Here is a 25427-nt window from a genome sequence, read left to right as displayed (position 1 = left end):
GCGAACGTACCTTTCAGCGCATCCAAGGCGCCGAAAGGTACGTTCGCTCAATTGGGGCGGGTGGGAACCCGACAAAACTCAGGTCAGCGCAGCGTCGCTGTGACGTGGGGGTAACCCTTCTTCGGGTGACGCAGCGAAAGATCCCAGCCGTCATCGGTGCGATCAGCGTAGGCATTCAGCGTCGCCGGTAGCAGAATCGGCTTGCCGAAACGCACGCTGTACGTGATCTTGTCCGCAACGGAACCCTCGACGGTCCGCAGAAGGGCTGCGGCACTCCACATTCCGTGAGCAATGGTCTTCGGGAAACCGAAAGCCTTGGCGCCCAGGGACGAGACGTGAATCGGATTGCGGTCGCCGGAGACTGCGGCGTACTTGCTGATCGTGGTCTGGTCGACGCGGATGGTGCTCATCGGCATCGGCGGAACCTCGTCGGCCTTTGGCTCCGGTCCGGGCTGGCCGGACAGCGAGGTCTTCTGCTGGTTCAGGAAGCTCGAGGTCTGTCGCCAGACCAGTTCCCTTCCCACCCGAATTTCGGTGACCACGTCGATCAGCAGGCCCTTGCGGTGCTCACGCAAGTTCTCGGCGTGCACCGAGAGGTCCAGCGGTTCGCTGACGGAGATGGGTCGCAGTGATTCGATGACGTTCTCGGCGTGGACGGAACCGACGGCGGCGAAGGGGAAGTCCTTCGACACCATCAGCTTCATCACGGTCGGGAAAGCCAAGGTGAAGGGATAGGTGATCGGCAGAGTGTCGCCGAACCGCAGTCCGGTCACACGGCAGTACGCCGCCAGATTGTCGGTGTCGACCTTCAATCCGGTGAGGGTGAAAGTCTGCTGTGGCACCGAGCGCGAGTTGGACTTGTTCCACGGCAACAATCCCAGTACCGCGCGGGAGTAGATGTCGAGGGTCTTCGGCTGTTCGGTGAGCGCGACGGTCTTTGCTGCCATCATGCGCCCAGAAGGCTCTGGCCGCAGACGCGAACGACCTGTCCCGTAACGGCATTGGAGGCCGGGCTCGCGAAGTATGCGACGGTCTCGGCGACGTCGACGGTCTCGCCGCCCTGCAGGAGCGAGCTCATGCGGCGGCCGGCTTCGCGGGTGGCGAAGGGGATGGCGGCAGTCATGGCAGTCTCGATGAAGCCCGGTGCGACGGCGTTGATGGTGATGTTCTTCTTGGCCAGGACGGGAGCTTCGGCATGAACGAGGCCGATGACGCCGGCCTTGGAGGTGCCGTAGTTGGTCTGGCCGCGGTTGCCCGCGATGCCGGCGATGGAGGAGACGTCGACGACGCGGCCGCCTTCCTTGAGGGCACCCTTCTCGACGAGGTGCTCGGTGATCTTCTGCGGTGCAAGAAGATTGACGTTCATGACCATGTTCCAGCGGCCCTCGTCCATGTTGGCGAGGGTCTTGTCGCGGGTGATGCCGGCGTTGTGGACGATGATGTCCGCTCCGCCGTGACGCTCGAGGAGGTGAGCTGCGAGGACCTCGGCTGCGTCGGCTGCCGTGACGTCGAGGGCGAGGGACGTGCCGCCGACCTTGTTAGCGGTCTCGGACAGCGCTTCGCCGGCGGCCGGGATGTCAGCGCAGACGACGTGCGCGCCGTCGCGGGCCAGGACCTCGGCGATGGTGGCGCCGATACCGCGGGCTGCGCCGGTGACGACGGCAACCTTGCCTTCGAGCGGCTTGTCCCAGCTCGCGGGTGCGACGGAATCTTCAGCGCCGACGACGATGACCTGGCCGTCGACGAAGGCGGACTTTGCCGAAAGGAGAAAGCGCAGAGTCGATTCCACGCCGGAGAGTCCGGTGGACGCCTTGGGGGAGACGTAGACCAGCTGAGCGGTGGAGCCGCGCTTGATCTCCTTGCCGACGCTACGGGTGAAGCCTTCGAGGGCGCGCTGAGCGACATGCTCGTCGACGCTGGACGTTTCTTCCGGCGTCGTGCCGAGAACGACAACGCGAGCCGACGGTGCGAGGTTGCGGATCACGGGCTGGAAGAACTCGAACAGCTGCTCGAGTTCGCTGACCTGAGTGATTCCGGTTGCGTCGAACACGAGTGCGCCGAAGCTGCTGTCGTGCGCCTGGGCTGCCGGGTAATCGGAAAGCAGTACGCGCAGTGGTTCTGCGAGCCGACCCTTGCCGCCGATGAGGACAGGTCCGGCGAGTGCGGGTTCCCCTGCTTTGTAGCGACGCAGGTTCTCGGGCCTGGGCAGGCCGGCCTTCGACGCGATGAATGCGCCGGGGGCGGACGAGAGGAACTGTGAATAGAGGTCGGGAGCTCCCTTGCTGGCTGCCACGGTCCTACCTTCTGTTGTGTTTCGGGTTGTCTCTCACCGGGCAATCTGAAGAATGCGGCGATAGACAAGTAACTTACTACTGAGTAAGAATAGTCTTCAACAGGTAATCGCACCATCCTTGGAGACGCAAGTGACAAGCAAAGCCCGTTCAAATGCAAAGCCCGCCGCACCGCGCACTGCCCCGGCCGCAGCCGCTGCGAAGTCCGCAGGTCAGCGCCGTCCGGTTGCGATCGTCGGCGGAAATCGCATTCCGTTCGCACGCTCGGACAAGGCGTACGCACAGGCGTCCAACCAGGACATGTTCACTGCGACGCTCGACGGTCTCGTGAGCCGATTCAATCTGCAGGGCGAGAAGCTCGGCATGGTCGTCGGCGGCGCCGTACTCAAGCACAGCCGTGATTTCAATCTCATTCGCGAGTCCGTTCTCGGCAGCGCGCTGAGCCCGTACACGTCGGCGTACGACCTTCAGCAAGCGTGTGGCACCGGACTGCAGTCGATCATCGCCGTCGGCGACGCCATTTCGGCCGGCCGCATCGATTCCGGCATCGGTGGCGGCACGGACACCACGTCCGATGCTCCGATCGGCGTCAACGATCAGGCACGCGAGTTCCTGCTCTCCCTCAACCGCGCGAAGTCCACGGGCGACCGCATCAAGCTGCTCGGCAATGTTCGTGCGGGCATGCTCGGCCTCGAAATTCCGCGCAACGGCGAGCCTCGCACCGGCAAGTCGATGGGCGACCACGCTGCGATCACGGCCAAGGAATTCGGCGTGAAGCGCGAGGACCAGGACGAACTTGCCGCGGCCAGCCACAAGAACATGGCAGCGGCCTACGACCGCGGCTTCTTCGACGACCTCGTCACCCCGTTCCTCGGTCTGACCCGCGACGACAACCTCCGTCCCGGTTCGACCGTCGAGAAGCTGTCCACGCTCAAGCCCGTATTCGGTACCAAGCTCGGCGACGCGACGATGACGGCCGGCAACTCGACGCCGCTCACCGACGGTGCTTCGGCAGTGCTCCTCTCCACCGACGAGTGGGCAGCCGAGCGCAATCTTCCGGTTCTGGCGCACCTCGTCGATTCCGAAACCGCTGCCGTCGACTACGTTCACGGCAAGGACGGGCTGCTCATGGCTCCCACGTACGCGATCCCGCGTTTGCTGGCCCGCAACGGCCTCACCTTGCAGGACTTCGATTACTACGAGATCCACGAAGCCTTCGCTTCGGTGGTTCTCGCAACCCTGCAGGCTTTCGAATCAGACGAGTACTGCAAGGAACGCCTCGGCCTCGACGGCGCACTGGGCTCGATCGACCGGAGCAAGCTCAATGTCAATGGATCGTCCTTGGCTGCAGGTCACCCGTTCGCGGCAACCGGTGGACGTATCGTCGCTTCCCTCGCCAAGATGCTCGCCGAAAAGGGTTCGGGCCGCGGCCTGATCTCGATCTGTGCAGCCGGCGGCCAGGGCGTCACGGCGATTATCGAGCGGTAACCGCTCCACAATCTCCCCACGCGTGTGAAAACTGCGCTCACCTGCAGTGATCGGCGCGAGGGGATGCGTAATCGGGGATCCGGCCACGAGGGGTGGCCGGATCCCCGAACTCTTTGCAAACTTTTTCGCGAAGGCGTGTAACGCTGCAGAATAGCTACCGATATTCATGACAGCCCCGTGTTGCTGCCTGACCCCCGACCTGGCAGCAGCGCGGGGCTCTCGTATGTCCGGATATCCTGTGTTGAGTTGTCGGTGAGCGCCGCAGCGACGGTTGATGCAGCGAGGAGCCAACAGGTGAGTGACGAAGAGGGTCCGTCCGTCGAGAAGACGAACAGCGAGGACTCGTCCCTCCCAGAGCAGGAACTCGAGTCGGTCGAGGAACCTCAGGCGGTCGAAGAGACCGAGTCGGTCGAGGAACCCCAGACCGCTGAGGACACCGAGCCAGTCGCCGAGGCTGAAACAGGAGAGCCTGAATCAGTAGAGCCTGAATCAGTAGAGCCTGCACAAGTTGAAGCGCCAAAGCCTGTCGACGAGGACGCAATCGATTCCACAGAAGCGACCGTCGACGAACCAGCGCTGAACGAGGAAGTAGTTGCTTCCGCTGAACCAACCGTGGACGAGCCAACCGTGGACGAGCCAACCGTCGACGAGCTGGCCGACTACAAACTGACCGACGACGAATCGGCAAACGAGGTCACCACCGTCATCCCTGTCGTCCCGGCCGACGACGCACCGCCGACGGAAGTAGTCGACTCGGCTCCGGCGACAGAAGCCATCGACGAGCAGACACAGCAGTTCGAGCCCCCGGCAGTGGTGGTTCCCCCGAAGCCGCCGCGTCCCGAGTTCGTGCAGCAGTACGACACGCAGCAATTCGAACCCATCCAGCAGCAGTACGAGCCTGTTGTCCGAGAACCAGAGGTAATTGCACCCCCGCCACCGCAGCAACCAGTGGCGCCCGCTCCGGCGTCTTCCCGCAAGTGGGTCAAACCGGCGATAGCAGTCGGCGCCATCTTTGCCGTCGCAGTGATTGCCTACGGAGTGGATATCTTCACGTCGTCGGGGAAAACTCCCCGAGGCACGCAGGTCGCCGGGGTCGACATCGGTGATCTCACGCCCGCCGACGCGGAAACCACGTTGCGCGCCGAACTCGGTCCAAGGCTTGTCGAACCCGTAGCCGTACATGCCGGCGGCGTCGACTCCGAGATCGTTCCCGCGTCTGCGGGTGTAGACGTCGACTGGTCGGCCACGTTGTCCGGTGTGAACGCTCAGCCCATCAACCCGATCACCCGGATCACGTCGTTCTTCGGCTCCCGCGAGGTTCCGGTCGTGTCGACCGTCGACCAGGGGGCGTTGGACGCCTCGATGTCGCAGCTCGCGGCGAACAGCGATCGTGCGCCCGTCGAAGGTGCAGTCGTGTTCGAGGACGGAAAGGCGACGGGTGTTTCGCCCGCTGCCGGCCAGGCGCTCGAAGCGCAGCAGGCGGGCGCCACGTTCGCCGCGGAGTGGTCTGACGGTGGCGTCGTCGATCTTCCGGTGGACGAAGTGCCGGTCACCGTCACTCAGGCCGGCGTCGATCGCGCACTGCAGGAGATCGCTATTCCGGCCGTCTCGGGTGACGTCGTGGTCAACGGCCGTGACGGCAAGGTCGCGACGCTCGGTGTCGACCAGATCGGCGAGGTCTTGACCTTCACACCGGATGCTTCCGGTGGGCTGACCCCGCAGTACAACACGGATGCCGCGATCAAAATTCTGACTCCGCAGTTGGTGTCGACGGAAGTGCAACCCAAGGACGCGTCGTTCACCTTCGCCGGTGATAAGCCGACGGTTGTGCCTGGTGTCGTCGGTGATCTGATCAACTGGCCGGACACGGTCAAGGAACTCCCGGTTCTGCTGGGCAGCACGGCTTCTCGGGCAACCCCTGCCGTGTACGGACCGGTTCCGCCGGCGCTGACCACCGAAGCCGCGAACGCACTCGGCATCAACGAGGTGATCGGCGAATTCACCACCGGTGGTTTCGAATACGCGTCTGGCGTCAACATCGGCCTGGCTGCGTCGGAGATCGACGGCGCGGTCATCAAGCCCGGAGATACGTTCTCGCTCAACGAATACACCGGTCCGCGTGGTGCCGCTCAGGGATACGTCGAGTCGGGGATCATCAACAACGGTCGCCCGGACAAGGCTGTCGGCGGCGGTATCAGTCAGCTTGCGACGACGCTTTACAACGCGACGTACTTCGCCGGCATGGACGACGTCGCGCACACCGAGCACAGTTACTACATCTCGCGGTACCCGGAGGCTCGTGAGGCGACGATCTTCGACGGTGCGATCGACTTGCAGTTCCGGAATCCGGCGAAGACCGGCGTGATGATCGAGACGATTGCGACGTCGTCGAACATCACCGTTCGGATCTGGGGAACCAAAACCGTCGATGTCGCTTCGACGACCGGCCCCCGTACGTCGCCGACGTCACCGAACACCGTGACGTTGCCGGAGGGGCCTGGTTGTGTGGCTTCGAGCGGTGCGCCCGGATTCACGGTCAGCGACACCCGCGTGATCACCGACCACGCGAGTGGCGCCGAGATTTCCTCGAACACCCGGACCGTCAAGTACGACCCGGTGCCGATCGTGAAGTGCGAGTAGGGGACTACTTGCCGACGAGTGGGCCGAGGGTGCGGCCCGCGAGGTCGACGATGCCTGGTTCTTCGCCGTTGGTGATCAGGTTGATCACGACGCCGTCGATGCCGTGGTCGAGGATGCGCGTCTGAACCTGCTCGGCGACGTCGTCCGGGCTCCCGACGAAATGACGTTCGGTGGCCTTGGCGACGACGTCTTCCGGCGCCGTGGTGATGTCGAGACCACGCTCCGCGAGGAATGTCCGCTGATGCGCGCGAGCCTTGTCGCCGTCCTCGTCGATCATCATGAACGTCAGGAAGCTGGTCTCGAGGGTCGCGGGGTCGCGGCCGGCTTCGTCGCAGCGTGCCGCAAGTGCTTCCATCTTGCGCGGCAGTTCGGACGGGTCACAGATGATGTTGAGATGATCCGCGAAGCGAGCGGCGAGCCCGAACGTCTTCTTCTCGCCGCCGCCACCGAGCAGGATCGGTAGGTCGTCGCGGACTCGGGGCTCGTTGATGGCGTCCTTGACGTGGTACCACTTGCCGTCGAAGGTGGGACGCTCACCGCGGAGCATCGGCGCGATGATCTGCAGTGCTTCGTCGAGTTTCTGGAAGCGTTCGGTGAAAGTTCCGAACTCGTATCCGAACGAATTGTGTTCGAGTTCGAACCAACCGGCGCCGATGCCCAGGATGGCCCGACCGCCGCTCACCACGTCGAGGGTAGTGACGGTCTTGGCGAGCATGGGCGGATTGCGGTAGGTGTTTCCCGTGACCAGTGCAGACAACTGGATGGTCTCGGTGGCCGTCGCCAGCGCGGAGAGCGCGGAGTAGGCCTCGAGCATCGGGGCGTCCGGCGCTCCGATTCCGGGGAGTTGGTAGAAGTGATCCATCACGAATGCAGTATCGAAGCCTGCGGCTTCGGCTTCGCGGGCCTGCGCTATGACGGTGGGGAAGAGGTCCTTGATCGGACCGCCGTAGCTGAAGTTGGGCATCTGGTATCCGAGGCGAGTGCTCACCGTTTCGACGTTACTCGCGATCGGTTGACCTGGCACGATTTTACCAACTCTATGGATTCCGTTGTGCCGGGCAGACTTCCGGAATTCAGAGAAGCTCTTCGGCCGCTTCGCGTCGCTTGGCCCGCTGCTGGTGACGCTTTACGCCCAGGACGGCGGCTGTGAGGCCGACGAGTGCCCCGACCCCAGCGCCGGCCCAGGTCGCGATTCCGTCGCCCGGACGAGTTACGAGTTGGGCGACGACGCCGATCAATGCGATCAGATAGACGGACCCAGCCATGAGTACTCGGGGCGGCAGACCCTTCATGCTTGTGTAGGCGTCGACGTCGTGAGCCTGCGCATACCGCAGCACCACCATCGAGCAGATAAACCATCCGATGATCAGTCCCACTGAAATCCATGCGCCGGTTCGTCCGGCAACCCACGGCAGAATTGCCGCTGCGATCAACGTGATCCAATAGGCGAATTGGAATCCCACCGCCGAGGCTTCGTTCCAGACGTCGCGCTGACGCTCGTCCTTGTAGAAGTCGTCGTCCAGATCTCCGACGAACCGCATTGCCTTCATCATGGTGCTCATGCCGTCTCCTCTGGAATTTCTGCGGTGAGTGCCGATTCGGGTAGGGGAAAGAGCGCTTCGACGGTGGTCCCCAGCGCCAGTGCCAGGCGAAGTGCCAGGTAGACGCTCGGTGCGTAGTCGCCGCGTTCGACGGAGACGATGCTCTGTCTGCTCACTTGGCCTGCTGTGGCCAGTTGCGCCTGGGTGAGGCCGGCGAGGCGTCGGTGCTCTCGCACGTTGTTGTCGCCAGCCTTGCCCGTCATGGGAAAAGTAAAGAATACTTGTCACATGATGTCAAGTTTGCTTGTCATATGGAAAGCTGACGGCATGCGTGAACGATTTCTCGAGATCGCCCTGGCAAATCCGGTGGTCGCAACGATCGTGGATCGGGCGCCGAAGTTGGAGTTGGCTGAGTGGTACCTGACCGCAGGTGGGCTTTTCCAAACCGTCTGGAATCACATCGACGGCCGTGACCCCGGAGCTGGAATCAAGGACTACGACCTCTTCTATTTCGACGCCGACGATCTGAGCTACGAAGCGGAAGATCGCGTGATTCGTTCGGCCGCAGAACTGTTCGCCGATGTGGATGCCGACGTCGAAGTACGCAACGAAGCCCGCGTGCACCTGTGGTACGAGCAGCATTTCGGCATTCCCGGCGTTCCGTTCACCAGTTGCCGCGACGCCATCGACCACTTCGCTTCCACAACTTGCTGTTTCGGGATCACCAAGGGAGCAAGCGGCACCGTGGACGTGTATGCCCCGCATGGATACGACGATCTCTTCGACATGATCGTCCGCCCCAACCCGGTGCTGGCGCCGCGAGAGGTGTACGAGGCCAAGGCAGCACGGTGGCGCAGGGAATGGCCTGCGCTGACCGTGGAGCCTTGGCCCGAGACCTAGACCTCGATCGGCGGATGCAACCTGTCCATGGTCCATTGCCGATTTCGACGTGCAGCAAGTGAACTGGCGCCGAGTGAGGCGACGAGAAGGCCACCGAGGACGGCGATCGAGACCCACAGCCTCGAGTCGATACCGCCGACGGTGAGTTGTCGTAGCCCGTTCACCGCGTAGGTCATGGGGTCGAAGGGGTGGATGATCTGGAACGGTTTCGCGGTGGTTTCGACGGGATAGATGCCGCCGGCCGAAACCAGTTGCAGCATCAGGAACGCCAGGGTGATGACGCGTCCGACGGATACTCCGAAGATGGCGTTGAATGCCTGGATCAACGCCATGTAGGTGGCGGTGATGAGCATCAGGAATCCGACGGTGCCGAGGGCATGCGTGGGGTGCAGACCGACGGCGAAGTGCACGACCAGGTACATCACGATCACCTGGCAGATGCCGATGAGCAGTGCCGGCCAGTACGAGGCGAGGACCACCCGCAGCGCGCCGAGTCCGTTTGCGATGGGCCGGTTCTGGAGCGGCTTGAGCAGCATCCAGGTGATGATGCCGCCCACGAACAGCGCGAGGGGCAGGAAGAACGGAGCAAAACCGGTGCCGAAGGTGCTTGCCCGGTTCTCGTAGGTTTCCTGCAGTTCGACCGGGCTGGAGAGGGTTTGAGCGGTTGCGGTTCGCTGTTGATCGGTCCAACTGGGAATCTGGCCGGCGCCCTCGGTGAGTTTGGTTGCAAGTTCGGAGGATCCGGCACGAAGTTGCTCGGTGCCGTCTGCGAGTTTGGCCGCTCCGTCGGAGAGTTGGACGCTGCCGTCGGTGAGTTGAACGAGTCCACTACTGAGGGTTTGAGCGCCGTCGTTGACTTGTTGACCACCGTCACGAAGCTGTACCAGGCCGTTGCGGAGTTCACCGCCGCCGTTGGCCGCGGCATTGAGCCCGGCTCGGAAGGTGCTCGACGGATCGTCGAGTTGGTAAGCGAGTTGTTGTGCACCGCTCTTGAGTTCGCCCAGCTGGCCCATGGTCGCTTCACCGAAACCCTGAGTGCGCAGCATGTCCTGGGCAGGCGCGAGTGCATTGGCGATCTGTTGGCTGACAGGATCCGGGTTCAGCCTAAGGCTGGCCACTGCCTGCCCGACCAGTTGTGCGACGTCTGCTTGTGTGTTCCCGAGGACGCTCAGTTGGTCGACGACCTGGGTGACGCCACCACTGAGTTGGCTTGCGCCGTCGCCCAGTTGGACAGCTCCGAGATCGAGTTGCCCCAAACCGTCGGTCAGTGCGAGGGCACCGTCCGTGGCGGTGTTGATGCCGGTCGAGAGTTGCGCCGTGCCGCCGGCAAGAGTGGCTGCACCGTCGCGTGCGGTAACCATGTTGTCGGCCAGCGTTTTCGAGCCCGACGCCAATTCGCCGGCTCCGGCGTTGGCTGTGTTCACTCCGGCCGAGAGCTGGAGCGCTCCGTCGGCGGCCTGTTTCAAACCTGCACCCGCGTCGGTCAATCCGACGAGAACCGTCTCGACCGACTGCGCTCCGATCTTGTCGCTGACTTGGCTGAGGACCTGCTGGGCGGCATTTTGACCGATGATGGTGCCGAGGTAGTTGTTGACGTCGTTGAAGGTGAACTGCAACTGCGCTTTGTGGGGGTCCTTGGAGGTCGGGGATGCAACGGCCTCACTGAAATTCTCGGGCAGAGTCAGAGAGAAGTAGTAGGTGCCGTCCGAAACTCCCTGTGCGGCTTCCTGCTGTGAGACCAGGTGGAGATCGAGCTCACCGGAATCGAGCAGCGCTTGGCTGACCTCGTCGCCCGCGTTGAGTTCCTGCCCCTGCACCATCGCGCCGCGGTCGGTGTTGACCAGAGCTACGGGGACCTTGTTCACCTCACCGAACGGATTCCAGAAGGCCCACAAGTACATCGCGCCGTACAGGAGCGGCATCAAGATGATGGTGACGAGTGCAATCCTGGGCATCGCGCCGCGGGAGAACCGCTTGAGTTCGGTTCCGAGAGACATTCCAGCGAGCATCGCGTTTACCTCGCCCCTTCTTGGTCGGGATTGGTGACTTCTTGGAGCAAGGTGACGGCATCGATGGGTGATCCGTCGGGCAGCGGGTTGACGGTCGACGCGATGATGGTCTGGTAGCTCCCCATCTCGACCAGTCGCTCGACGAGATATGCGCGCTCGGAGTCACGCCGCACCTGTTCGAGATCGTCGACGACAAGCACGGCCGGCTTCTTCGTGTTCGCGACCGCGATGCGTAGCAGGGTCGCCTCGAGTTCGCCGAGGTCGCTGACATATCGGCCGAGTGCAGGCAGCGGATGGTCACCGAAGACAGGGGCACACACGGTTTCGAGTTCTCGATCCCCGGCACGTCCGATGAGCTTGTACCAGGGTGCGTCCCACCGGATCTGCTCCGTGATCAGATCGCGAACGGTGACGGACTCGGCAAGCTCGTCGATGTCCTCGAACCCGGCGACCCCGGCGATCTCGAAGATCTCACGGGGACGGGTTCGGCCGAAGACGGAGAGCGACCCGGAACTGGCTTTCATTCGCCCGCTGAGTGTCAGAAGTAAGGACGTACGTCCTGAACCGGCCGAGCCTTCGAGGATGGTCACACCGCCCGCACGAATCTCGAGATTGACGGGTCCGAACACCGGCCCCCATGGGCCGTCGAGCGCCAAGTCCGTGGCAGTCAATGCCAGGTCGGGGGCGTAATCGGGTTGTGCGTGCTCTGGTGCGACCACGATGATCACCTGTCTGTTGATCTACTCGGGCTTCGAAAGAACCGAGTGGCTGGTTCTGTGGACGTTCGTGCTCACCCAATCACATCGTCAGGGGGCGAGCGGTCTCACGAAAGGGATGTGTCGGACACGTCTGACAACTTGGAGACCGAACGGTATGTATTCTGTTGGAAACGGACAGGGGGAGTCGAGGTGCCGGTTCGTAGACGCGGTATGTGCGTGTTGCTTGTCATGGCCGCCCTGTCGGTTGTCTCCTGTGCCGGTGAGCGCGAGTCGCTCCCGTTCGTGTCCAGCGAGAGGCTTTTCGAGTTCACCGGTCGCAATGTCGGACCGTTGACAGTTCCGCCCTTGCCTTCCGAAGGACACGAGCACGAAGCAGCGCCCTACGGCGCGATCACCTTGACCGGTGGGTGGACCGGCGCCGCCAGTGTCTCGCTGCCCGGATCCGTCACGTGTTTCGAGCACAACTGGGCGGATTCGCTGCCCGCCGGTCACCGCCAGTGGGCCTACGAAGTGCACACCAGTTCTTTCTACGAGTACGACGGCGGCGGCGAGTATCCGGGACGTGATTTCCAGTTGCAGGTCTACGTGAACGAAAAACCGGAACCGGGCCAGCACGGGGCGGCGATCATGAAGTTCTCGGATCAGAGCGGACAGTTCGTCTCCTTCGGCGGCGGTGACGACAAGTCCATCGAAATAGTCAGTTCTCCGGATCGCAGGCGCGTGGCGCTTTCCCTGGCGGGAACGGCGGCCCGACCCGGCGAACAACCTACGACGTCCGTACTCTCCGCACAGATCAGTTGTCCGACCGTCGAGCGCAGATGACCGCTGACAACAAAAATGCCGGCCCCGAAACATTCTCGGGACCGGCACTTTTCATGAATCAGGAACGAATCAGAATGCTGCTTCGTCGATCTCCATGATGTCGTTCTCGGTGTTCGCGACGATCTCGCGCGAAGCCGTGAGCTCCGGCAGGACGTTCTTGGCGAAGAAGGACGCGATGGCGACCTTGCCCTCGTAGAAGCTCTTGTCCTTGTCGGAAGCGCCGTTGTCGAGTGCTGCGAGAGCGATCTCGGACTGACGGAGCAGCTGCCAGCCGATGAGCAGGTCGCCCACGGACATCAGGAAACGGACTGAGCCGAGGCCGACCTTGTACAGCTCGGTGGGCTGCTCCTGAGCTCCCATGAGGAAGCCGGTGAGCGTGGCAGCCATGGCCTGGACGTCTTCGAGTGCGGTGGCGAGCAGTGCGCGCTCCGCCTTCAGACGGCCATTGCCGGCTTCGCTGTCGATGAAGGTCTTGATCTGTCCGGCAACATGAGCGAGCGCGACGCCGCGGTCACGGGCGATCTTGCGGAAGAAGAAGTCCTGAGCCTGGATGGCCGTGGTGCCTTCGTACAGCGAGTCGATCTTGGAGTCGCGGATGTACTGCTCGATCGGGTAGTCCTGCAGGAAGCCGGAGCCGCCGAGGGTCTGCAGGCTGTCCGTCAGGTACTGGTACGCACGCTCGGAGCCGACGCCCTTGACGATCGGGAGCAGCAGGTCGTTGACGCGGAACGCGGTGTCCTTGTCTGCGCCCGAGACGAGCTTGGCGACAACCTCGTCCTGGTGTGCTGCGGTGTAGAGGTACACCGCGCGCAGGCCTTCGGCGTATGCCTTCTGCATTGCCAGGCTACGACGCACGTCGGGGTGGTGCGTGATGGTCACGCGCGGCGCGGCCTTGTTGGTCATCTGGGTCAGGTCTGCGCCCTGCACACGCTGCTTGGCGTAGTCGAGAGCGTTGAGGTAACCGGTGGAGAGGGTGGCGATTGCCTTGGTGCCGACCATCATTCGAGCGTGCTCGATGACGTCGAACATCTGGGCGATGCCGTTGTGGACCTCGCCGACCAGCCAGCCCTGTGCGGGGATGCCGTGGCCGCCGAAGGTGACCTCACACGTGGCGGAGACCTTCAGGCCCATCTTGTGCTCGACGTTGGTGACGAAGGCGCCGTTGCGCTCGCCGAACTCTTCGGTCTCGAAGTTGAAGTGCGTCTTCGGGACGAAGAACAGGCTCAGGCCCTTGGTGCCGGGTCCGGCACCTTCGGGGCGGGCGAGAACGAGGTGGAAGATGTTCTCGAACAGGTCGTCCGAGTCGGCCGAGGTGATGAAGCGCTTGACGCCCTCGATGTGCCAGGAGCCGTCGTCCTGCTTGATTGCCTTGGTGCGTCCGGCACCGACGTCGGAGCCGGCGTCGGGCTCGGTGAGGACCATCGTGGCGCCCCATCCGCGTTCGACGATGGTGGCGGCCCACTTCTTCTGCTCTTCGGTGCCGTTGTTGAACAGCACGTCCGCGAAGGCGGGTCCGGCCTGGTACATGTGCGCTGCGGGCTGTGCGCCCAGGATCAGCTCACCGATGGCCCACACGACGGAACGGGGAACCGGCACGCCGCCGACCTCTTCGCTCAGTCCCATGCGGTACCACTCGGCGTCCCAGAGAGCCTTGAAAGACTTCTTGAAGGATTCCGGCAGTGCAACGGTGTGCGTCTCGGGATCGAAGACAGGGGGGTTGCGGTCCGCGTCGGCGAAAGATTCGCCCAGCGGTCCCTCGGCCAGGCGTGCGACCTCTGCCAGCATGTTGCGGACAGTGTCGGCATCCAGGTCGCCCCAAGCGCCTTCGCTCAGTGGCTTCTCCAGTCCGAGAACCTCGAAGAGGTTGAACTCCAGGTCCCGAACGTTGCTCTTGTAATGGCCCATGTCTTCTGCTTCTCCCAGTGAGGTGGTGCGGTCCAGCACTCCTAGTACCGCCCGAAGTTTATTACTCGTCGGTAACTTAATACATGTTACTAGCCGTTCTTTGCATTGCCAACACCGGATTTGCGTCCGATGACAAGCGCGTCGACCGCGAGTCCCGTTTCGGTGTGCCTGTGGGGATTTCCGGCGATCTCGAACTCGAGCCTTCCTTGGAACTCCTGCATCAATTCTTCTGGGGTGTAAAGGATTTCGGGATCTTTCGGCCCGCCGACGCCGTAGTCGATGTTGCTTCGGTCGTGGCCCAAAATCATGAGGATTCCATCAGGTTTCAGAGAATTTATGGCACGGTTCACAACCAGGGTGCGTTGTGGTGCGGGTAGATGAAGGTAAAGAAGCAGTGCCAAGTCGTATGCCTGCCCGTTTCTGGAGGCGTAGTCCGCGACGGTGACGTCGCCGCACCGGTAGTCGAGACGGTCGAGGACCGATCGGGGTGAGCGGGCCGCGATCGTGCGGGCTTTCTCGATCGCGACGGCCGAGTAGTCGATGCCGGTGACCTGCCAACCGCGGGTTGCGAGCCACAACGCGTTACGGCCCTCGCCACACGCCAGGTCCAGTGCCTGGCCGTGGGGGAGGGCCGTTGCGTATTCCACCAGTAGTTCGTTGGGAGGAGCGCCCCAGACGAGCTCGGATTCTTCGTACTTCTTGTCCCAGGCGGCCGCATCCATAGATGACGACGGTAGTGGCACTCAGTTCTTGCGGACACCGTCCATCGGGTTCTTGCGCAGGGCCGCGCGAGTCGGGATCGCGATGGAGACAAATCCCAGAACAGCGGTCACGGCGACGATGGAACCGTAGATCACCGGTGAGATCGCCGGGATCGGCTGCCCGGACACCGCCACGGCGATGCCCATCAGCGGCGGCAGGGCGATCAGCGATCCGACTACGACGGCGATTCCCACCACCATCAACGATTCGATGCGCATCATCGCTCGGACCTGCTTCGTCCGCGAACCCACCAGCTGCAGGAGCGCGAACTCGCGGGAACGCTCGGCAGTGGCGGCGACCAGAGTGTTCACGACGGCGACGGCCAGATAACCGAGCAGGACGAGGACGGCGAGGATGCTGACCCACGACTGCATACGCCGCTGATCTTCGCCTGCCGCTCCGAACTGGTCCTGGTTCATCGCGGCGATCGAGGGGAAAGACTGCAATGACTGCTGTACTTCAGCCGACCGTCCGGGTTCGGCAGCAACCAGAACGGTGTCGATCAGGGCGTCGGTGGAGTGCTGACGCAAAGTCTCGATCGGCATGGTCACGTCCCCGAATCCGAGCCCGCGACCGTATTTTGCGACGACCATCGGATGCACCAGCGTTCCGTCACCCAGATAGAGGTCGACGCGCTGGCCGACCTTGGCTCCGAGTGTGAAGGCGCCGTCTTCGCTCACGGCAACGGTATCGCCGGTCAGAGCGCTCAGGTCGCCTTCGGTCACCGCGAGATCGAGGGTCGCGGCGGCACTGGCGGCGTCGATGCCCTGGGCCGCGATCGCGCTGTCGGCTGAGCCGCCTTCCTCGCCACTCGGTACCGGTAAGACCTGGCTGCGCACCACGGGGTTTGCCGCACTCACACCGGGCACCGCTGCAATCGAGTCGAGGAGAGAGGGAGCGATACCGGAAGGAGCGCCGACGATCAGGTCTGCGGTGACGCCCTTGATCGACTGGTTGGTCGCCTCGGCTGCGACGGTGCTCTGACTGAAGAACTGCACCGAGCCCAGTGCGATTGCTAGAGCCAAGGGGACAACGGCCGACGAGAGTCGCCTCGAGTTGGATTCGGCGTTGGCCGCAGCGAGAACTTTCGACGCCGATCGGCTACGGCGCAGCGGGCCGCCGAGAACCTTGATGATGCCGCGCACCAACAACGGGCCGAGCAGCGCGACCGAGAAGATCAACAGCAGTGCGCTCGAACCGGCTCCGGCGGCTGCCACGCTGCCGGGCAGGAAGGCCGGGAGGATGCACGCGCTGAGGCCGGCGGCGCCGAAGATCAGCCCGGTGATGATGCGTCCTCGGCCCAGTTTCGCCGGGCCGCTTTCGGATTCGCGGAGTGCTTCGACAGGGTCGAGCTTTGCCGGCCGACGGGCAGCGATCGCAGCGGCAGCGCGGGCAGTGAGTACGCAGATCAGGAATGCCGCGATCGCCGGAAGGGGGCTGTAGGCCAACGCGAAATCTGTGGGCATGACCCCGGCGTCGGCGAACTGTGCGCCCAGAACTCGGGCGAGCAGGTATCCGGGCACCGCGCCGAGGGCCGCAGCAGCTGCAGCAACGAGCAGCACTTCACGCCCGATCATGACGTGGACTTGCCGAGTGGTGGCTCCGATTGCACGCAGCAGAGCGAACTCTCGGCGCCTGGCGTTGATCGAGAGCGACAGCGTGCTCGAAACGACGAACATGCTGACCATCAACGCAAGGCCCGCAAACGTGGCGCAGAGCACGATCAACTGTGTCCGCGCAGCACCGGCGTCGAGGAATTCGATGCCTCCGCGTGCGGTGCCGGTCGAGATCTCGGCGCCGGTCCCGGCGAGTGCCTCGCGAGCGAGAGCGGCGGCATTCACGCCTTCGGGGGCGATCAATCCGACTGCGGTGACCGAGTTCTGGTGCGGCCACAACCGGTCGGCCTCATTGTCGTCGAGGAAGACCAGTGCTGGACGGTCGGGTGACGGCACCGAAGACGAATCTGCTGTGCCGACAACGGTGTACTCGTCCACTATGCCGCCGTGAGCCAGCGTGATTCGCTCGCCGAGTGCGGCGCCGGTGGTCGAGACCACCTCGTCGCGGCTCTGCGGAGCGCGACCCTCGGCGAGTGAGTACGGCGCCAATTGTGCTGTGTTCCAAGGATGTGCGTCGAGTACGACGCCGTCGGCGGTGCTGACGGGGACGGAGATGTCGGGAACCACCGTGACATCGAGTGTCTCGAGGTTGCGGACCGCGTCACCGTCGAGCAGAACTCTCTCGGCAAAAGGCTGATCGGCATCTTCCTTGACCTCGAGTGCCTGCGGTGCGCTGACCACGGCGTCGGCACCGGCGTAGAGATGCGGTGAGACTCCGCCTCGCACTCCGGATTCCAGCAGTACACCCAAACCGCAGGTGAGGAGGGCCGCGCAGAATACGGAGACGAACACGGCGACGAACCCGGAGCGGTGCGCTTTCAGATGGGCAAAAGTGTGCGCTTTCATCATCACCAGTCCCCGAGGTGTGTCATGCGCTCGGCGATCTGCTGCGGTGTCGGGCGGTCGATGTGCCCGACCAGTTTCCCGTCGGCGAGGAACAGCACACGATCGGCGTACGACGCGGCCACCGGATCGTGCGTGACCATGACGATGGTCTGGTCGAACTCGGCGGCCGTTCGGCGCAGCAATTCCAGAACCTGCTTGGCGCTGCGGGAGTCGAGGGCGCCCGTCGGTTCGTCGGCGAAGAGTGCGTCGGGGTGGGTGACGAGGGCGCGCGCGATGGCGACGCGTTGCTGCTGGCCACCGGACAGTTCGGAGGGTTTGCGCTTGCGGTGCGATCCGAGTCCGACGGATTCGAGGACGAAGGTCAGGTACTGCTTGTCGGCTCGTCGTCCGGCGAGGAGTAGGGGGAGCGTGACGTTCTGCTCGACGTCGAGAGCGCCGAGCAGGTTGTAGGCCTGGAAGACGAAGCCGATGTGATCGCGTCGGAAGATGCTGCGGGCCTTCGGCTTCAGCTGTGAAATCTCGGTGTCGCCCAACCACACCGATCCGCTGCTCGGTCGGTCGAGGCCCGCGGCGCAGTGCAGGAAAGTGCTCTTACCTGATCCGGACGGGCCCATCACGGCGGTGAAGGTGCTGCGCGGCAGAGTGAGGCTGATGTTGTCGAGGGCGGTCACGGCGCCGCGGCCGTTGCCGTAGATCTTGCTGACTCCCTCGAGGCGTACAGCAGATGTTCGAGCTCCCGTGGCACCAGGAGCCGGCGGGGCGAGGACCGAGTGTCGATTCTTCATGGGAAGAACGCTATGGAGATTCGGCATTTGTCGACATCCAGCAGAGTCCCGAATCAATGGTGTAGCCAGCTGTAGTGGATCGTGCGGTGTGGTGCGGCATGCTGGGGCAGTGAAGAAGAGAACCAGGGCTGCGGTGTACGTGCTCGTCGAGGGTGCGGCAGCTGTGGTTTCCCTGTTCTTGCTGATGGTCGGTCTCATTCTCTTGTCGCTCTCGATTCTGATCGTCGGCTGGTTGCTGTTGCCGTCGTACGTGCGAGTGCTCCGATGGTGGGCCGGCCTGGCTCGCAAACGCACCGCTGCGTACACCGGGCGCCCTGTTCTGCAGCGATATCCGCCGATGCCGAGCAATCCGACGTTCGGGGACTGGAGCCGGTTCCTCACCGATCAGTCGACGAGGCGCGACGCGGCCTGGTTGTCGATTCATGGTCTGGGTGCTTTCGTCGCGGCGATGCTGACCATCGCTCTGCCACTCGGTGCGCTCAATGCGATTGCCGTCCCGCTGTACTGGCAGCAGATGCCCGCGGGCGAACCCGTCAACAACCCGTACCCCGTGACGTCGTGGTTGGGCGCTGCGGGAATGCCGTTGATCGGCATCCTGTACTTCCTGATCGCGTGGTGGTTGATCCCCGCGATGGCGAAGTGGATCAGCTGGTCGACCACGACTTTGCTTGCGCCGGATACGCGTTCGGACCTATCGAAGCGCGTCACCGCCCTGACGGCCAGCCGCGCTGCAGCGCTCGACGCACATTCGGCCGAACTCAAACGCATCGAGCGCGATCTGCACGACGGTGCGCAGAACCGTCTGGTCGCGGTGGTGATGATGTTGGGGATGGCGGAGCGGTCGTTGCAGATCAACCCGGACCAGGCTCTGCCGCAACTGCATCGGGCGCAAGATGCCGCGACCGAGGCGTTGAGTGAACTCCGCACGTTGGTGCACGACATCTATCCGCCTATCCTCGACGAGCTCGGCCTCGAGGGCGCGATCTCCGCGCTCGCCGGTCGCTCCAGCGTGCCCTGTGTACTCGAGATCGACGATCTCCGCCGTGCCCCGGCCGCCGTCGAGGCTGCCGCGTATTTTGTCGTCGCCGAGGCTTTGACCAACGTCGCAAAACACAGCGGAGCGCGCAGTGTCACCGTCACGGCAAGGACGGAGACGTCTGCCGACTCGTTGGGTGAGACGATGCTCATCGACGTGATCGACGACGGTCACGGCGGCGCGAACGAACGGCCGGGCGGCGGCGTGGCGGGTATCCGGCGCCGGGTCGAGGCTTTCGAGGGAACCGCTGTACTGGAGAGCCCGGAGGGTGGACCGACAACGATGAGGGTGGAACTACCGTGCGGATTCTGATTGCCGAGGACGACGCTCTCCTGCGTGAAGGGCTGGCACTGCTGCTTCGCGGAGAGGGCTTCGAGGTGTCTGCCGTCTCCGACGCCACACAGTTCCTCGCGGTGTTCGAGGAGACCGCTCCCGACGCCGCGGTGCTCGACGTCCGGATGCCTCCCACATTCACCAACGAGGGACTTCGAGCTGCGATCGAAGTGCGCAAGCTTCGTCCGGGCTTTCCCGTCCTGGTCCTTTCTGCGTACGTCGAGGATCGCTACGCCGGTGAATTGTTGGCAGGCGGCGCCGGTGGCGTCGGCTATTTGCTCAAGGAACGGGTCGGCAAGGTAGCCGAGTTCGTCGACGCGTTGAACCGGGTCGTCGACGGCGGAACCGTGATGGATCCCGAGGTCGTATCCCAACTGATGAGCCGCCGACGATCCGATCAGATCACTGACCCCACGCGAGTCGGAGGTCCTCGGACTGATGGCAGAGGGGCTGGGAAATCAGGAAATCGCCAGGAAATTGGTCGTCAGCGACACCGCTGTGAGCAAGCACATAGGAAATATCTTCGCGAAACTCGGCCTGTCGGCTTCGGAAAGCGGGCATCGTCGTGTTTTGGCAGTTCTAGCTCATTTGCGCGCCTGATCGAGGATCTGGACTACATACCTGACCGAAGCGTAATGTGAGCCAGCCTCATGTTGTTGCCGTGACCGAACGGTGACCTGAGAGGCAGGGGCTTATGTCCTGTACGTAACGTGTGATGTCGAATGCGCGTCATCACCAGAAACCAACGAGGAGATCGATCAATGGGTAAGCCGATTGCCAGTGTGGCCGGAGGTCGGCAGTCCGTCCTTCTCGGGCTCGGCGTTCACCGCCCGGAGCGAGTCGTGACCAACGACGAGATCTGCGAGCTGATCGATTCCACCGACGAGTGGATCCAGACGCGATCGGGCATCAAGTCGCGCCGGTTCTCCGGCGAAGGCGAAGGCATCCTCGCCATGTCGATCAGCGCTGCCCGTAAAGCACTCGACGTCAGCGGCATTGCGCCCGAGCAGATCGGCGCCGTGATCATCGCGACGTCGACGTGGGACTTGCAGACTCCTCAGGCCGCATCCATCGTTGCCCATGAGCTCGGTATCAAGGGTCCGGCTGCGTTCGACGTCGCAGCAGGTTGCGCCGGTTTCTGTACTGCCCTGGCAGTGGCCAGCGACCTCGTTCGCGGTGGCACCGTAGATCACGTACTCGTCGTCGGCGTCGAGTTGATGAGCGAGGCCACCGAGCCCACCGATCGCAGCGTTCGCTTCATCTTCGGTGACGGCGCCGGCGCAGTTGTCGTCGGCCCGAGCGATACCGTCGGAATCGGCCCGGTCGAGTGGGGTTCGGACGGCAGCCAGTCCGATGCCATCGTTCAGGAGCCGAGCTGGCTCGACTACACCAAAAACCCGACCGGACCGCGGCCGTGGATCAAGATGGCCGGTACCGCGGTGTTCCGCTGGGCCGCCTTCGAGATGGGTAAGGTCGCCACTCGCACCCTGGAGAAGTCGGGGCTGGGTATCGAGGACATCGACGCTTTTGTGCCGCACCAGGCAAACCAGCGCATCAACGAGGTCATCGCTCGCAGCATGAAGCTGCCCGAGGGATTCCCGGTCTCCAACGACATCGCCGAGACGGGCAACACGTCTGCGGCGTCGATCCCGCTCGCCATGGAGCAGATGCTGCGCGACGGCCAGTGCAAGGCGGGCGACAAGGCCCTGCTTCTCGCCTTCGGTGCCGGTCTGTCCTTCGCCGGTCAGGTTGTCGTCATGCCGCCGTTGGCTGGAGCGGAATCAGCCTGATCTTCACTCCTACGTACTGAGCGCCTCGAACTTCGGTTCGGGGCGCTCAGTCGTTTTCAGGAGCGCAGGAGTTTCCGTCCAGATCGTCGAACCCCTGCGATGTGGCACTCTGGCGAGATGGCCGAGAGCGTGGGGGAGTCCGAACGTAAGCCCGAACGTACAGCTGAGACGGGCGGCAGCTTGGCAAGGATGGGCGGGCAAGTGGCGCTCGCCAGCACGGTCAGCCGGATCACCGGTTTCGTCCGCACCCTTGCCCTTGCCGCTGTCCTGGGGATTGCCTTGGTCAGCGATGCGTACAACGCGGCCAACAGCTTTCCCAACATGGTCTATCAGCTCCTCCTCGGCGGGATTCTCGCCAGTGTCCTGCTTCCGTATCTGACGCGGCAACGACGCCGTGGGCGGACGCTCGAACGTGAGCAGACGCAGCGCGTGCTCACTGTGGGAGCGCTTGCTCTTGCTCTCGTGACGGCACTGGCCGTGGTGTGCGCGCCGCCGCTGGTCTCGGCCGTGATCGATGATCCGGCTCAACGCGAGCTCACGACGCTCTTCGCGTATTTGCTTCTGCCGGAGATATTCTTCTACGGCATCACGGCGATGATGACGGCTGTGCTCAGTGTTCGATCGGTGTTCGGTGCGCCGGCCTGGGCGCCGGTGATCAACAACGTCGTCCTTCTGGTGACGGTCGCAGTCTTCTTGTGCATCCCGGGTCCGGTGGCTCTGACTCCCGAGTCGATGACAATGGCGCAGGTTCTGGTGATCGGTGTCGGTACTCTGCTCGGAATCGTGGCGCAAACCGCGGTCGTTGCTCGAGCGCTGCACCGCAACGGGTTTCGGTGGCGCCTTCGCGTGCGGGTCGTACCGCACACCTGGCGCCCGGTGCGCGTCGGGGTGCCGTTGCTCGGGTGGGTTCTGGTGTACGTCGTTGCCGGTCAGGTCGGGGTGTGGGTGACGATGAAGGTGACGCTCTCACGTCACGTCTACTCGATGTACACACATGCGGATCTGCTGTTTCAAGTGGCATACGGAATTCTCGGAGTGTCTCTGTTGACGGTACTGATGCCGCGAATCGCCAGGTCGGTTGCCGCGGGGGATGACGTAGGCGTCGTATCCGATCTCGGCCGCGGAGCCCGGTATTCGGTGGTGGCTCTGATTCCGGTCACCGTGGCACTCATGGTGTTCGGCCCCTCGTTGACCACTGTGATCTTCTTCGGCCGGGTGGACGGCAGCAGTGCCCGTTTGATCGGGACGGCCGTTGCAGTCAGTGCATTCGGCCTGGTGCCCTTTGCGATGGTCATGCTTCAGCTACGAGTGTTCTACGCCGACAACGATACTCGAACTCCTGCCGTGATTGCCGTTGTGATGGTGATTGCCAAGACGGCACTCGTTCTTCTTGCATCACTGTCGGCGAGTGACGAAACGCTGATCCTGGCTGTCTGCGCCGCCGGCTCGTTCTCCTACGTGTGTGGAGCGGTACTCGGCCATGTCCTGCTTCGAAAGCGATATGGGCTGTTGGGATTCCGTCACGTGCGGGCCACTGTCGGCAGGATTTCGACGGCGACAGTGCTGGCAGGCGGTTGTGCGCTCGCTCTGGTTGTGGTGGTTCAGAATCGCATCCCCGAGCCCAGACTCGCTGCTGCTGTTTCCTTGTCGGCGGGTGCAGCCGTTGGTGTCATTGTCCTGTTGGGCGCGTGCAAGGTGGTCGGTGTTCCCGAGATTCGCCGGGCCCGAGCCCTACTGTTGTCCTGAGGACAGGAGCGGTACCAGCAGTTCGTCCGGGGTGAGGGCACCGTGCTGTCCACGGAGGCCGGACAGTCCTGACTCGACAGATCGACGTACGACGGCTACGTCCCCGGAGGCAATGGCGATGACATCGCCGATCCGCCCGTGATACTCGGAATGCACTGCGGGCCCGAACAATCCTGCGACTATGCCTTCAGATCTCGTCCCGATCCACATGCGATCACCCAGCTCGGCGCGCCAGCGGTCCGCAACATCTTGTGCAGCGCCTTCTCTGGTGTGGATGTGACGACAACGCGGTTCACCGGCAAGGGCGAGTACGTCTTTGGACAGAATCGGAGTGTTGTCGAAGTCGATCTTGTTCTCGTCCAACACGTCGACCATTCCGTGGTCAGCCGTCACCAGCAATCTCACGTCCGGACCGAGAGCGGCCGCGAGTTGTTCGACCAGACGATCGACAAGCATCAGTTGGAAGGTCCACGGTTCGGACTCGGGGCCGTAGACGTGGCCCAGCGCATCGATCTCACTGATGTAGCAGTACGTGAACGTCCGGTCGGCGGATTTCGATGCCGCCACGGTGCGAGCAAGGAGGTCTCCGTACGCCTGGATCCCGGCGAACTGGGCACCGCGCATTCCCGCCCGGGTGAGGCCGCTGCCGTCGAATTTGGACGGAACGACAGTAGTGACGGTGATGCCGGCGGCCGCTGCGCGATCGAAGGTCGTGGCCTGCGGCTGCAAGGTCTCCGGGACGATGGAGTCGGTCTGCGAATCCTTCTTGCCCGCGCTGTGCCAGCCCAGCCAGTTGAACACCGAATCGGCTTCTTCGACGTAGGACTGGTAGCCGGTGATGCCGTGCGCTCCCGAAGGCAGACCGGTCCCCAGCGAGACGATGCTGGTGGCCGTCGTCGTGGGGAATCCTGCCCGTATGGGCGTGCCGGCGAGCGAATTCAGGAAGGGTGCATGTTCGGCGTTGCGGGCGAGCAAATTCGCGCCCATCCCGTCTACCAGCAGAATGACGGTCTTCTTGCTGGGCTGCAGATCGAGACGGTTCGCTTCGCCGCTCACTCCGAGGGAAGCGAGTACCGACGGCGCAAGCGTCGACAGTGTCGGCTGCGAGTACACATCGAGGAGAGGGGCGGGGGCGGGCATCCCATGAGATTAGGCGTTGGACGCAGAAAACTGCATACCTTCTGGGCGAGTGTTCAAATCTGCGCGCGGAAGTTCACTTCATGATCGTCGAGATCTGGAACTTGGCACCGAGAGGATCGGCCACCGATGCGAGACGGCCGAAGGGCGTGTCCTCGGGATCGCGCAGTACGCTGCCGCCGAATTCGACGACCTTGGCGACTGCCGCATCCGTGTCGTCCGCCCCGAAGTACACCTGCCAGAACGACGGCACCTCCGCCGGGAGGAACGAACTGGCATCCATCAAACCGGCGACGACGGTGTCGCCCTGCTTGGCCTGTGAGTACCGGAATTCGTCGCTGTCGCCGATGGGCTCGTAGGTCCAGCCGAACACGTCGGTGTAGAACGGTAGAACTGCGGCGTAGTTCTTGGACAATGTCTCGTGCCACACCGGTGCGCCCGCCTCGCCCACCAGCCCGAAGCCATTGTGCTGATCTGCCTGCCAGATACCGACGACGGCACCGGCCGGATCGCCCACGATGGCCATGCTGCCCTGGGGGCCGACCTGCATCGACGGCATCATGATCGTGCCGCCCGCGGCTTCGGCCTTGGATGCCGACGCTGCCGCATCAGCAGAGGACATGTAGGTGGTCCAGACGTCGCCGTACGGGTTTCCCTCCTGCTGGGGACCGAGCCCGGCGATGGGCTGCCCGTCTTTGCTGAAGATCGCGTAGCCGCCGTACTGCGGGTCGTCGTTTGTGTCGGCCTGCCAACCGAACACTTTGGTGTAGAAGGATTTGGCAACCTCGGTGTCGGAGCTGGTGAGGTCGATCCAACAGGGCGTTCCGTCGAGCGCTGTGCGTGCGGGCATCTGAAAACTCTCCTCTACCGAAACGGATACACGAGCAAGGGATACAGAACGGGCTGGCCAAGGAATGCGCGAATCTCACGCTACGCGCGTACCCCGACACATTCCCAGGGCTCGAGAGCTTTGGAGTATTTGATCGTTCGCGCTTACCGGTGGGCCGGAACTGCCGATGTCATCTTCGCCGGATCGTCCTCGAGATGCCGAAGTTGATGGG

At 63.4% G+C, this 25427-nt stretch carries 20 protein-coding genes and 1 pseudogene; 8 read left to right on the top strand and 13 right to left on the bottom strand.

The annotated features are described in order from the left end of the window. Positions 1 to 83: 83 nt before the first annotated feature. On the bottom strand, positions 84 to 947 hold the full coding sequence (locus tag ACFT1A_RS22185; protein ID WP_378448874.1) for a MaoC/PaaZ C-terminal domain-containing protein: 864 nt from the start codon (positions 945 to 947) through the stop codon (positions 84 to 86). Continuing rightward, positions 947 to 2293 (bottom strand): 3-oxoacyl-ACP reductase, encoded by a 1347-nt coding sequence (locus tag ACFT1A_RS22180; protein ID WP_378448785.1) that lies wholly within the window; start codon positions 2291 to 2293, stop codon positions 947 to 949. The genes ACFT1A_RS22185 and ACFT1A_RS22180 overlap by 1 nt, the downstream gene beginning before the upstream one ends. A 130-nt stretch (positions 2294 to 2423) precedes the next feature. On the opposite strand from ACFT1A_RS22180, the gene ACFT1A_RS22175 reads away from it, so the two are divergent. Continuing rightward, positions 2424 to 3779, top strand: a complete 1356-nt coding sequence (locus tag ACFT1A_RS22175; RefSeq protein ID WP_021343064.1) for an acetyl-CoA C-acetyltransferase — start codon at positions 2424 to 2426, stop codon at positions 3777 to 3779. Between the two features lie 294 nt (positions 3780 to 4073). Beyond that, a complete protein-coding gene (locus ACFT1A_RS22170; protein ID WP_378448784.1) occupies positions 4074 to 6419 on the top strand; it encodes a VanW family protein in 2346 nt (781 codons plus the stop codon). Between the two features lie 4 nt (positions 6420 to 6423). On the opposite strand, the gene ACFT1A_RS22165 is transcribed toward ACFT1A_RS22170, so the two are convergent. From ACFT1A_RS22165 to ACFT1A_RS22155, 3 genes are all read right to left on the bottom strand, one after another. Then, complete coding sequence (locus ACFT1A_RS22165; protein ID WP_378448783.1) at positions 6424 to 7407, bottom strand: LLM class F420-dependent oxidoreductase; 984 nt, start codon at positions 7405 to 7407, stop codon at positions 6424 to 6426. Positions 7408 to 7492: 85 nt separating this feature from the next. Next, positions 7493 to 7981: a hypothetical protein gene (locus ACFT1A_RS22160; RefSeq protein ID WP_378448782.1), complete on the bottom strand. Its 489-nt coding sequence runs from the start codon at positions 7979 to 7981 to the stop codon at positions 7493 to 7495. Further along, entirely contained in the window at positions 7978 to 8223 is a 246-nt protein-coding gene (locus ACFT1A_RS22155) for a helix-turn-helix transcriptional regulator (RefSeq protein ID WP_019747144.1), read from the bottom strand. Before ACFT1A_RS22155 ends, ACFT1A_RS22160 begins: the two co-directional genes overlap by 4 nt. Positions 8224 to 8287: 64 nt before the next feature. Between ACFT1A_RS22155 and ACFT1A_RS22150 the strand changes: the two genes are divergently transcribed. Further along, entirely contained in the window at positions 8288 to 8860 is a 573-nt protein-coding gene (locus ACFT1A_RS22150; RefSeq protein WP_378448781.1) for a nucleotidyltransferase family protein, read from the top strand. Here ACFT1A_RS22150 and ACFT1A_RS22145 read toward each other — a convergent pair. Both ACFT1A_RS22145 and ACFT1A_RS22140 read right to left on the bottom strand, forming a co-directional pair. After that, entirely contained in the window at positions 8857 to 10869 is a 2013-nt protein-coding gene (locus ACFT1A_RS22145) for a YhgE/Pip family protein (protein ID WP_378448780.1), read from the bottom strand. The two genes, ACFT1A_RS22150 and ACFT1A_RS22145, sit on opposite strands and share 4 nt — an antisense overlap. Positions 10870 to 10874: 5 nt before the next feature. Further along, complete coding sequence (locus ACFT1A_RS22140) at positions 10875 to 11597, bottom strand: ATP-binding cassette domain-containing protein (protein WP_378448779.1); 723 nt, start codon at positions 11595 to 11597, stop codon at positions 10875 to 10877. Positions 11598 to 11777: 180 nt separating this feature from the next. On the opposite strand from ACFT1A_RS22140, the gene ACFT1A_RS22135 reads away from it, so the two are divergent. After that, positions 11778 to 12410 carry a hypothetical protein gene (locus ACFT1A_RS22135; protein WP_378448778.1) on the top strand — a complete coding sequence of 211 codons (633 nt, stop codon included), beginning with the start codon at positions 11778 to 11780 and terminating at the stop codon, positions 12408 to 12410. Between the two features lie 69 nt (positions 12411 to 12479). Here the strand turns inward: ACFT1A_RS22135 and ACFT1A_RS22130 are convergent, their stop codons facing one another. The 4 genes from ACFT1A_RS22130 to ACFT1A_RS22115 form a co-directional block, all read right to left on the bottom strand. Continuing rightward, the gene (locus ACFT1A_RS22130; protein WP_347871955.1) at positions 12480 to 14315 is read right to left on the bottom strand and encodes an acyl-CoA dehydrogenase; all 1836 of its coding nucleotides are present in this window, start codon (positions 14313 to 14315) and stop codon (positions 12480 to 12482) included. 89 nt (positions 14316 to 14404) lie between these two features. Continuing rightward, positions 14405 to 15037, bottom strand: coding sequence for a class I SAM-dependent methyltransferase (locus tag ACFT1A_RS22125; protein ID WP_378448777.1), 633 nt, complete (start codon positions 15035 to 15037; stop codon positions 14405 to 14407). Positions 15038 to 15058: 21 nt separating this feature from the next. Next, the gene (locus ACFT1A_RS22120) at positions 15059 to 17542 is read right to left on the bottom strand and encodes an FtsX-like permease family protein (RefSeq protein WP_378448776.1); all 2484 of its coding nucleotides are present in this window, start codon (positions 17540 to 17542) and stop codon (positions 15059 to 15061) included. Continuing rightward, a complete protein-coding gene (locus tag ACFT1A_RS22115; RefSeq protein WP_378448775.1) occupies positions 17542 to 18324 on the bottom strand; it encodes an ABC transporter ATP-binding protein in 783 nt (260 codons plus the stop codon). Before ACFT1A_RS22115 ends, ACFT1A_RS22120 begins: the two co-directional genes overlap by 1 nt. Positions 18325 to 18433: 109 nt before the next feature. On the opposite strand from ACFT1A_RS22115, the gene ACFT1A_RS22110 reads away from it, so the two are divergent. The 4 genes and pseudogenes from ACFT1A_RS22110 to murJ all read left to right on the top strand — a co-directional run bounded on the left by ACFT1A_RS22110 (position 18434) and on the right by murJ (position 23229). Further along, positions 18434 to 19672: a sensor histidine kinase gene (locus ACFT1A_RS22110; protein WP_378448774.1), complete on the top strand. Its 1239-nt coding sequence runs from the start codon at positions 18434 to 18436 to the stop codon at positions 19670 to 19672. Further along, a pseudogene (locus ACFT1A_RS22105) lies at positions 19660 to 20293 on the top strand (response regulator). Before ACFT1A_RS22110 ends, ACFT1A_RS22105 begins: the two are co-directional and overlap by 13 nt. 161 nt (positions 20294 to 20454) lie before the next feature. After that, positions 20455 to 21483 carry a beta-ketoacyl-ACP synthase III gene (locus tag ACFT1A_RS22100; protein ID WP_347871651.1) on the top strand — a complete coding sequence of 343 codons (1029 nt, stop codon included), beginning with the start codon at positions 20455 to 20457 and terminating at the stop codon, positions 21481 to 21483. 117 nt (positions 21484 to 21600) lie between these two features. After that, complete coding sequence (murJ, locus tag ACFT1A_RS22095) at positions 21601 to 23229, top strand: murein biosynthesis integral membrane protein MurJ (RefSeq protein ID WP_378448773.1); 1629 nt, start codon at positions 21601 to 21603, stop codon at positions 23227 to 23229. Here murJ and ACFT1A_RS22090 read toward each other — a convergent pair. Further along, positions 23215 to 24369 (bottom strand): alkaline phosphatase family protein, encoded by a 1155-nt coding sequence (locus tag ACFT1A_RS22090; RefSeq protein ID WP_317828466.1) that lies wholly within the window; start codon positions 24367 to 24369, stop codon positions 23215 to 23217. The two genes, murJ and ACFT1A_RS22090, sit on opposite strands and share 15 nt — an antisense overlap. Before the next feature lie 73 nt (positions 24370 to 24442). After that, the gene (locus tag ACFT1A_RS22085; protein WP_378448772.1) at positions 24443 to 25216 is read right to left on the bottom strand and encodes a VOC family protein; all 774 of its coding nucleotides are present in this window, start codon (positions 25214 to 25216) and stop codon (positions 24443 to 24445) included. Positions 25217 to 25427: the final 211 nt, after the last annotated feature.

The sequence above is a fragment of the Rhodococcus sp. NPDC057135 genome, assembly GCF_042670865.1.
In the GTDB taxonomy this organism is placed as follows: domain Bacteria; phylum Actinomycetota; class Actinomycetes; order Mycobacteriales; family Mycobacteriaceae; genus Rhodococcus_F.
This window is presented reverse-complemented; position numbering and strand designations above follow the sequence as displayed.

Excerpts from the sequence above, each read along its gene's own strand:
- ACFT1A_RS22130 (WP_347871955.1), bottom strand. The coding sequence starts at position 14,315 with ATGGGCCATTACAAGAGCAACGTTCGGGACCTGGAGTTCAACCTCTTC.
- ACFT1A_RS22150 (WP_378448781.1), top strand. The coding sequence starts at position 8,288 with ATGCGTGAACGATTTCTCGAGATCGCCCTGGCAAATCCGGTGGTCGCA.
- ACFT1A_RS22125 (WP_378448777.1), bottom strand. The coding sequence starts at position 15,037 with ATGGATGCGGCCGCCTGGGACAAGAAGTACGAAGAATCCGAGCTCGTC.
- ACFT1A_RS22120 (WP_378448776.1), bottom strand. The coding sequence starts at position 17,542 with ATGATGAAAGCGCACACTTTTGCCCATCTGAAAGCGCACCGCTCCGGG.
- ACFT1A_RS22185 (WP_378448874.1), bottom strand. The coding sequence starts at position 947 with ATGGCAGCAAAGACCGTCGCGCTCACCGAACAGCCGAAGACCCTCGAC.
- ACFT1A_RS22145 (WP_378448780.1), bottom strand. The coding sequence starts at position 10,869 with ATGCTCGCTGGAATGTCTCTCGGAACCGAACTCAAGCGGTTCTCCCGC.
- ACFT1A_RS22155 (WP_019747144.1), bottom strand. The coding sequence starts at position 8,223 with ATGACGGGCAAGGCTGGCGACAACAACGTGCGAGAGCACCGACGCCTC.
- ACFT1A_RS22090 (WP_317828466.1), bottom strand. The coding sequence starts at position 24,369 with ATGCCCGCCCCCGCCCCTCTCCTCGATGTGTACTCGCAGCCGACACTG.
- ACFT1A_RS22115 (WP_378448775.1), bottom strand. The coding sequence starts at position 18,324 with ATGAAGAATCGACACTCGGTCCTCGCCCCGCCGGCTCCTGGTGCCACG.
- murJ (WP_378448773.1), top strand. The coding sequence starts at position 21,601 with ATGGCCGAGAGCGTGGGGGAGTCCGAACGTAAGCCCGAACGTACAGCT.
- ACFT1A_RS22160 (WP_378448782.1), bottom strand. The coding sequence starts at position 7,981 with ATGAGCACCATGATGAAGGCAATGCGGTTCGTCGGAGATCTGGACGAC.
- ACFT1A_RS22085 (WP_378448772.1), bottom strand. The coding sequence starts at position 25,216 with ATGCCCGCACGCACAGCGCTCGACGGAACGCCCTGTTGGATCGACCTC.
- ACFT1A_RS22100 (WP_347871651.1), top strand. The coding sequence starts at position 20,455 with ATGGGTAAGCCGATTGCCAGTGTGGCCGGAGGTCGGCAGTCCGTCCTT.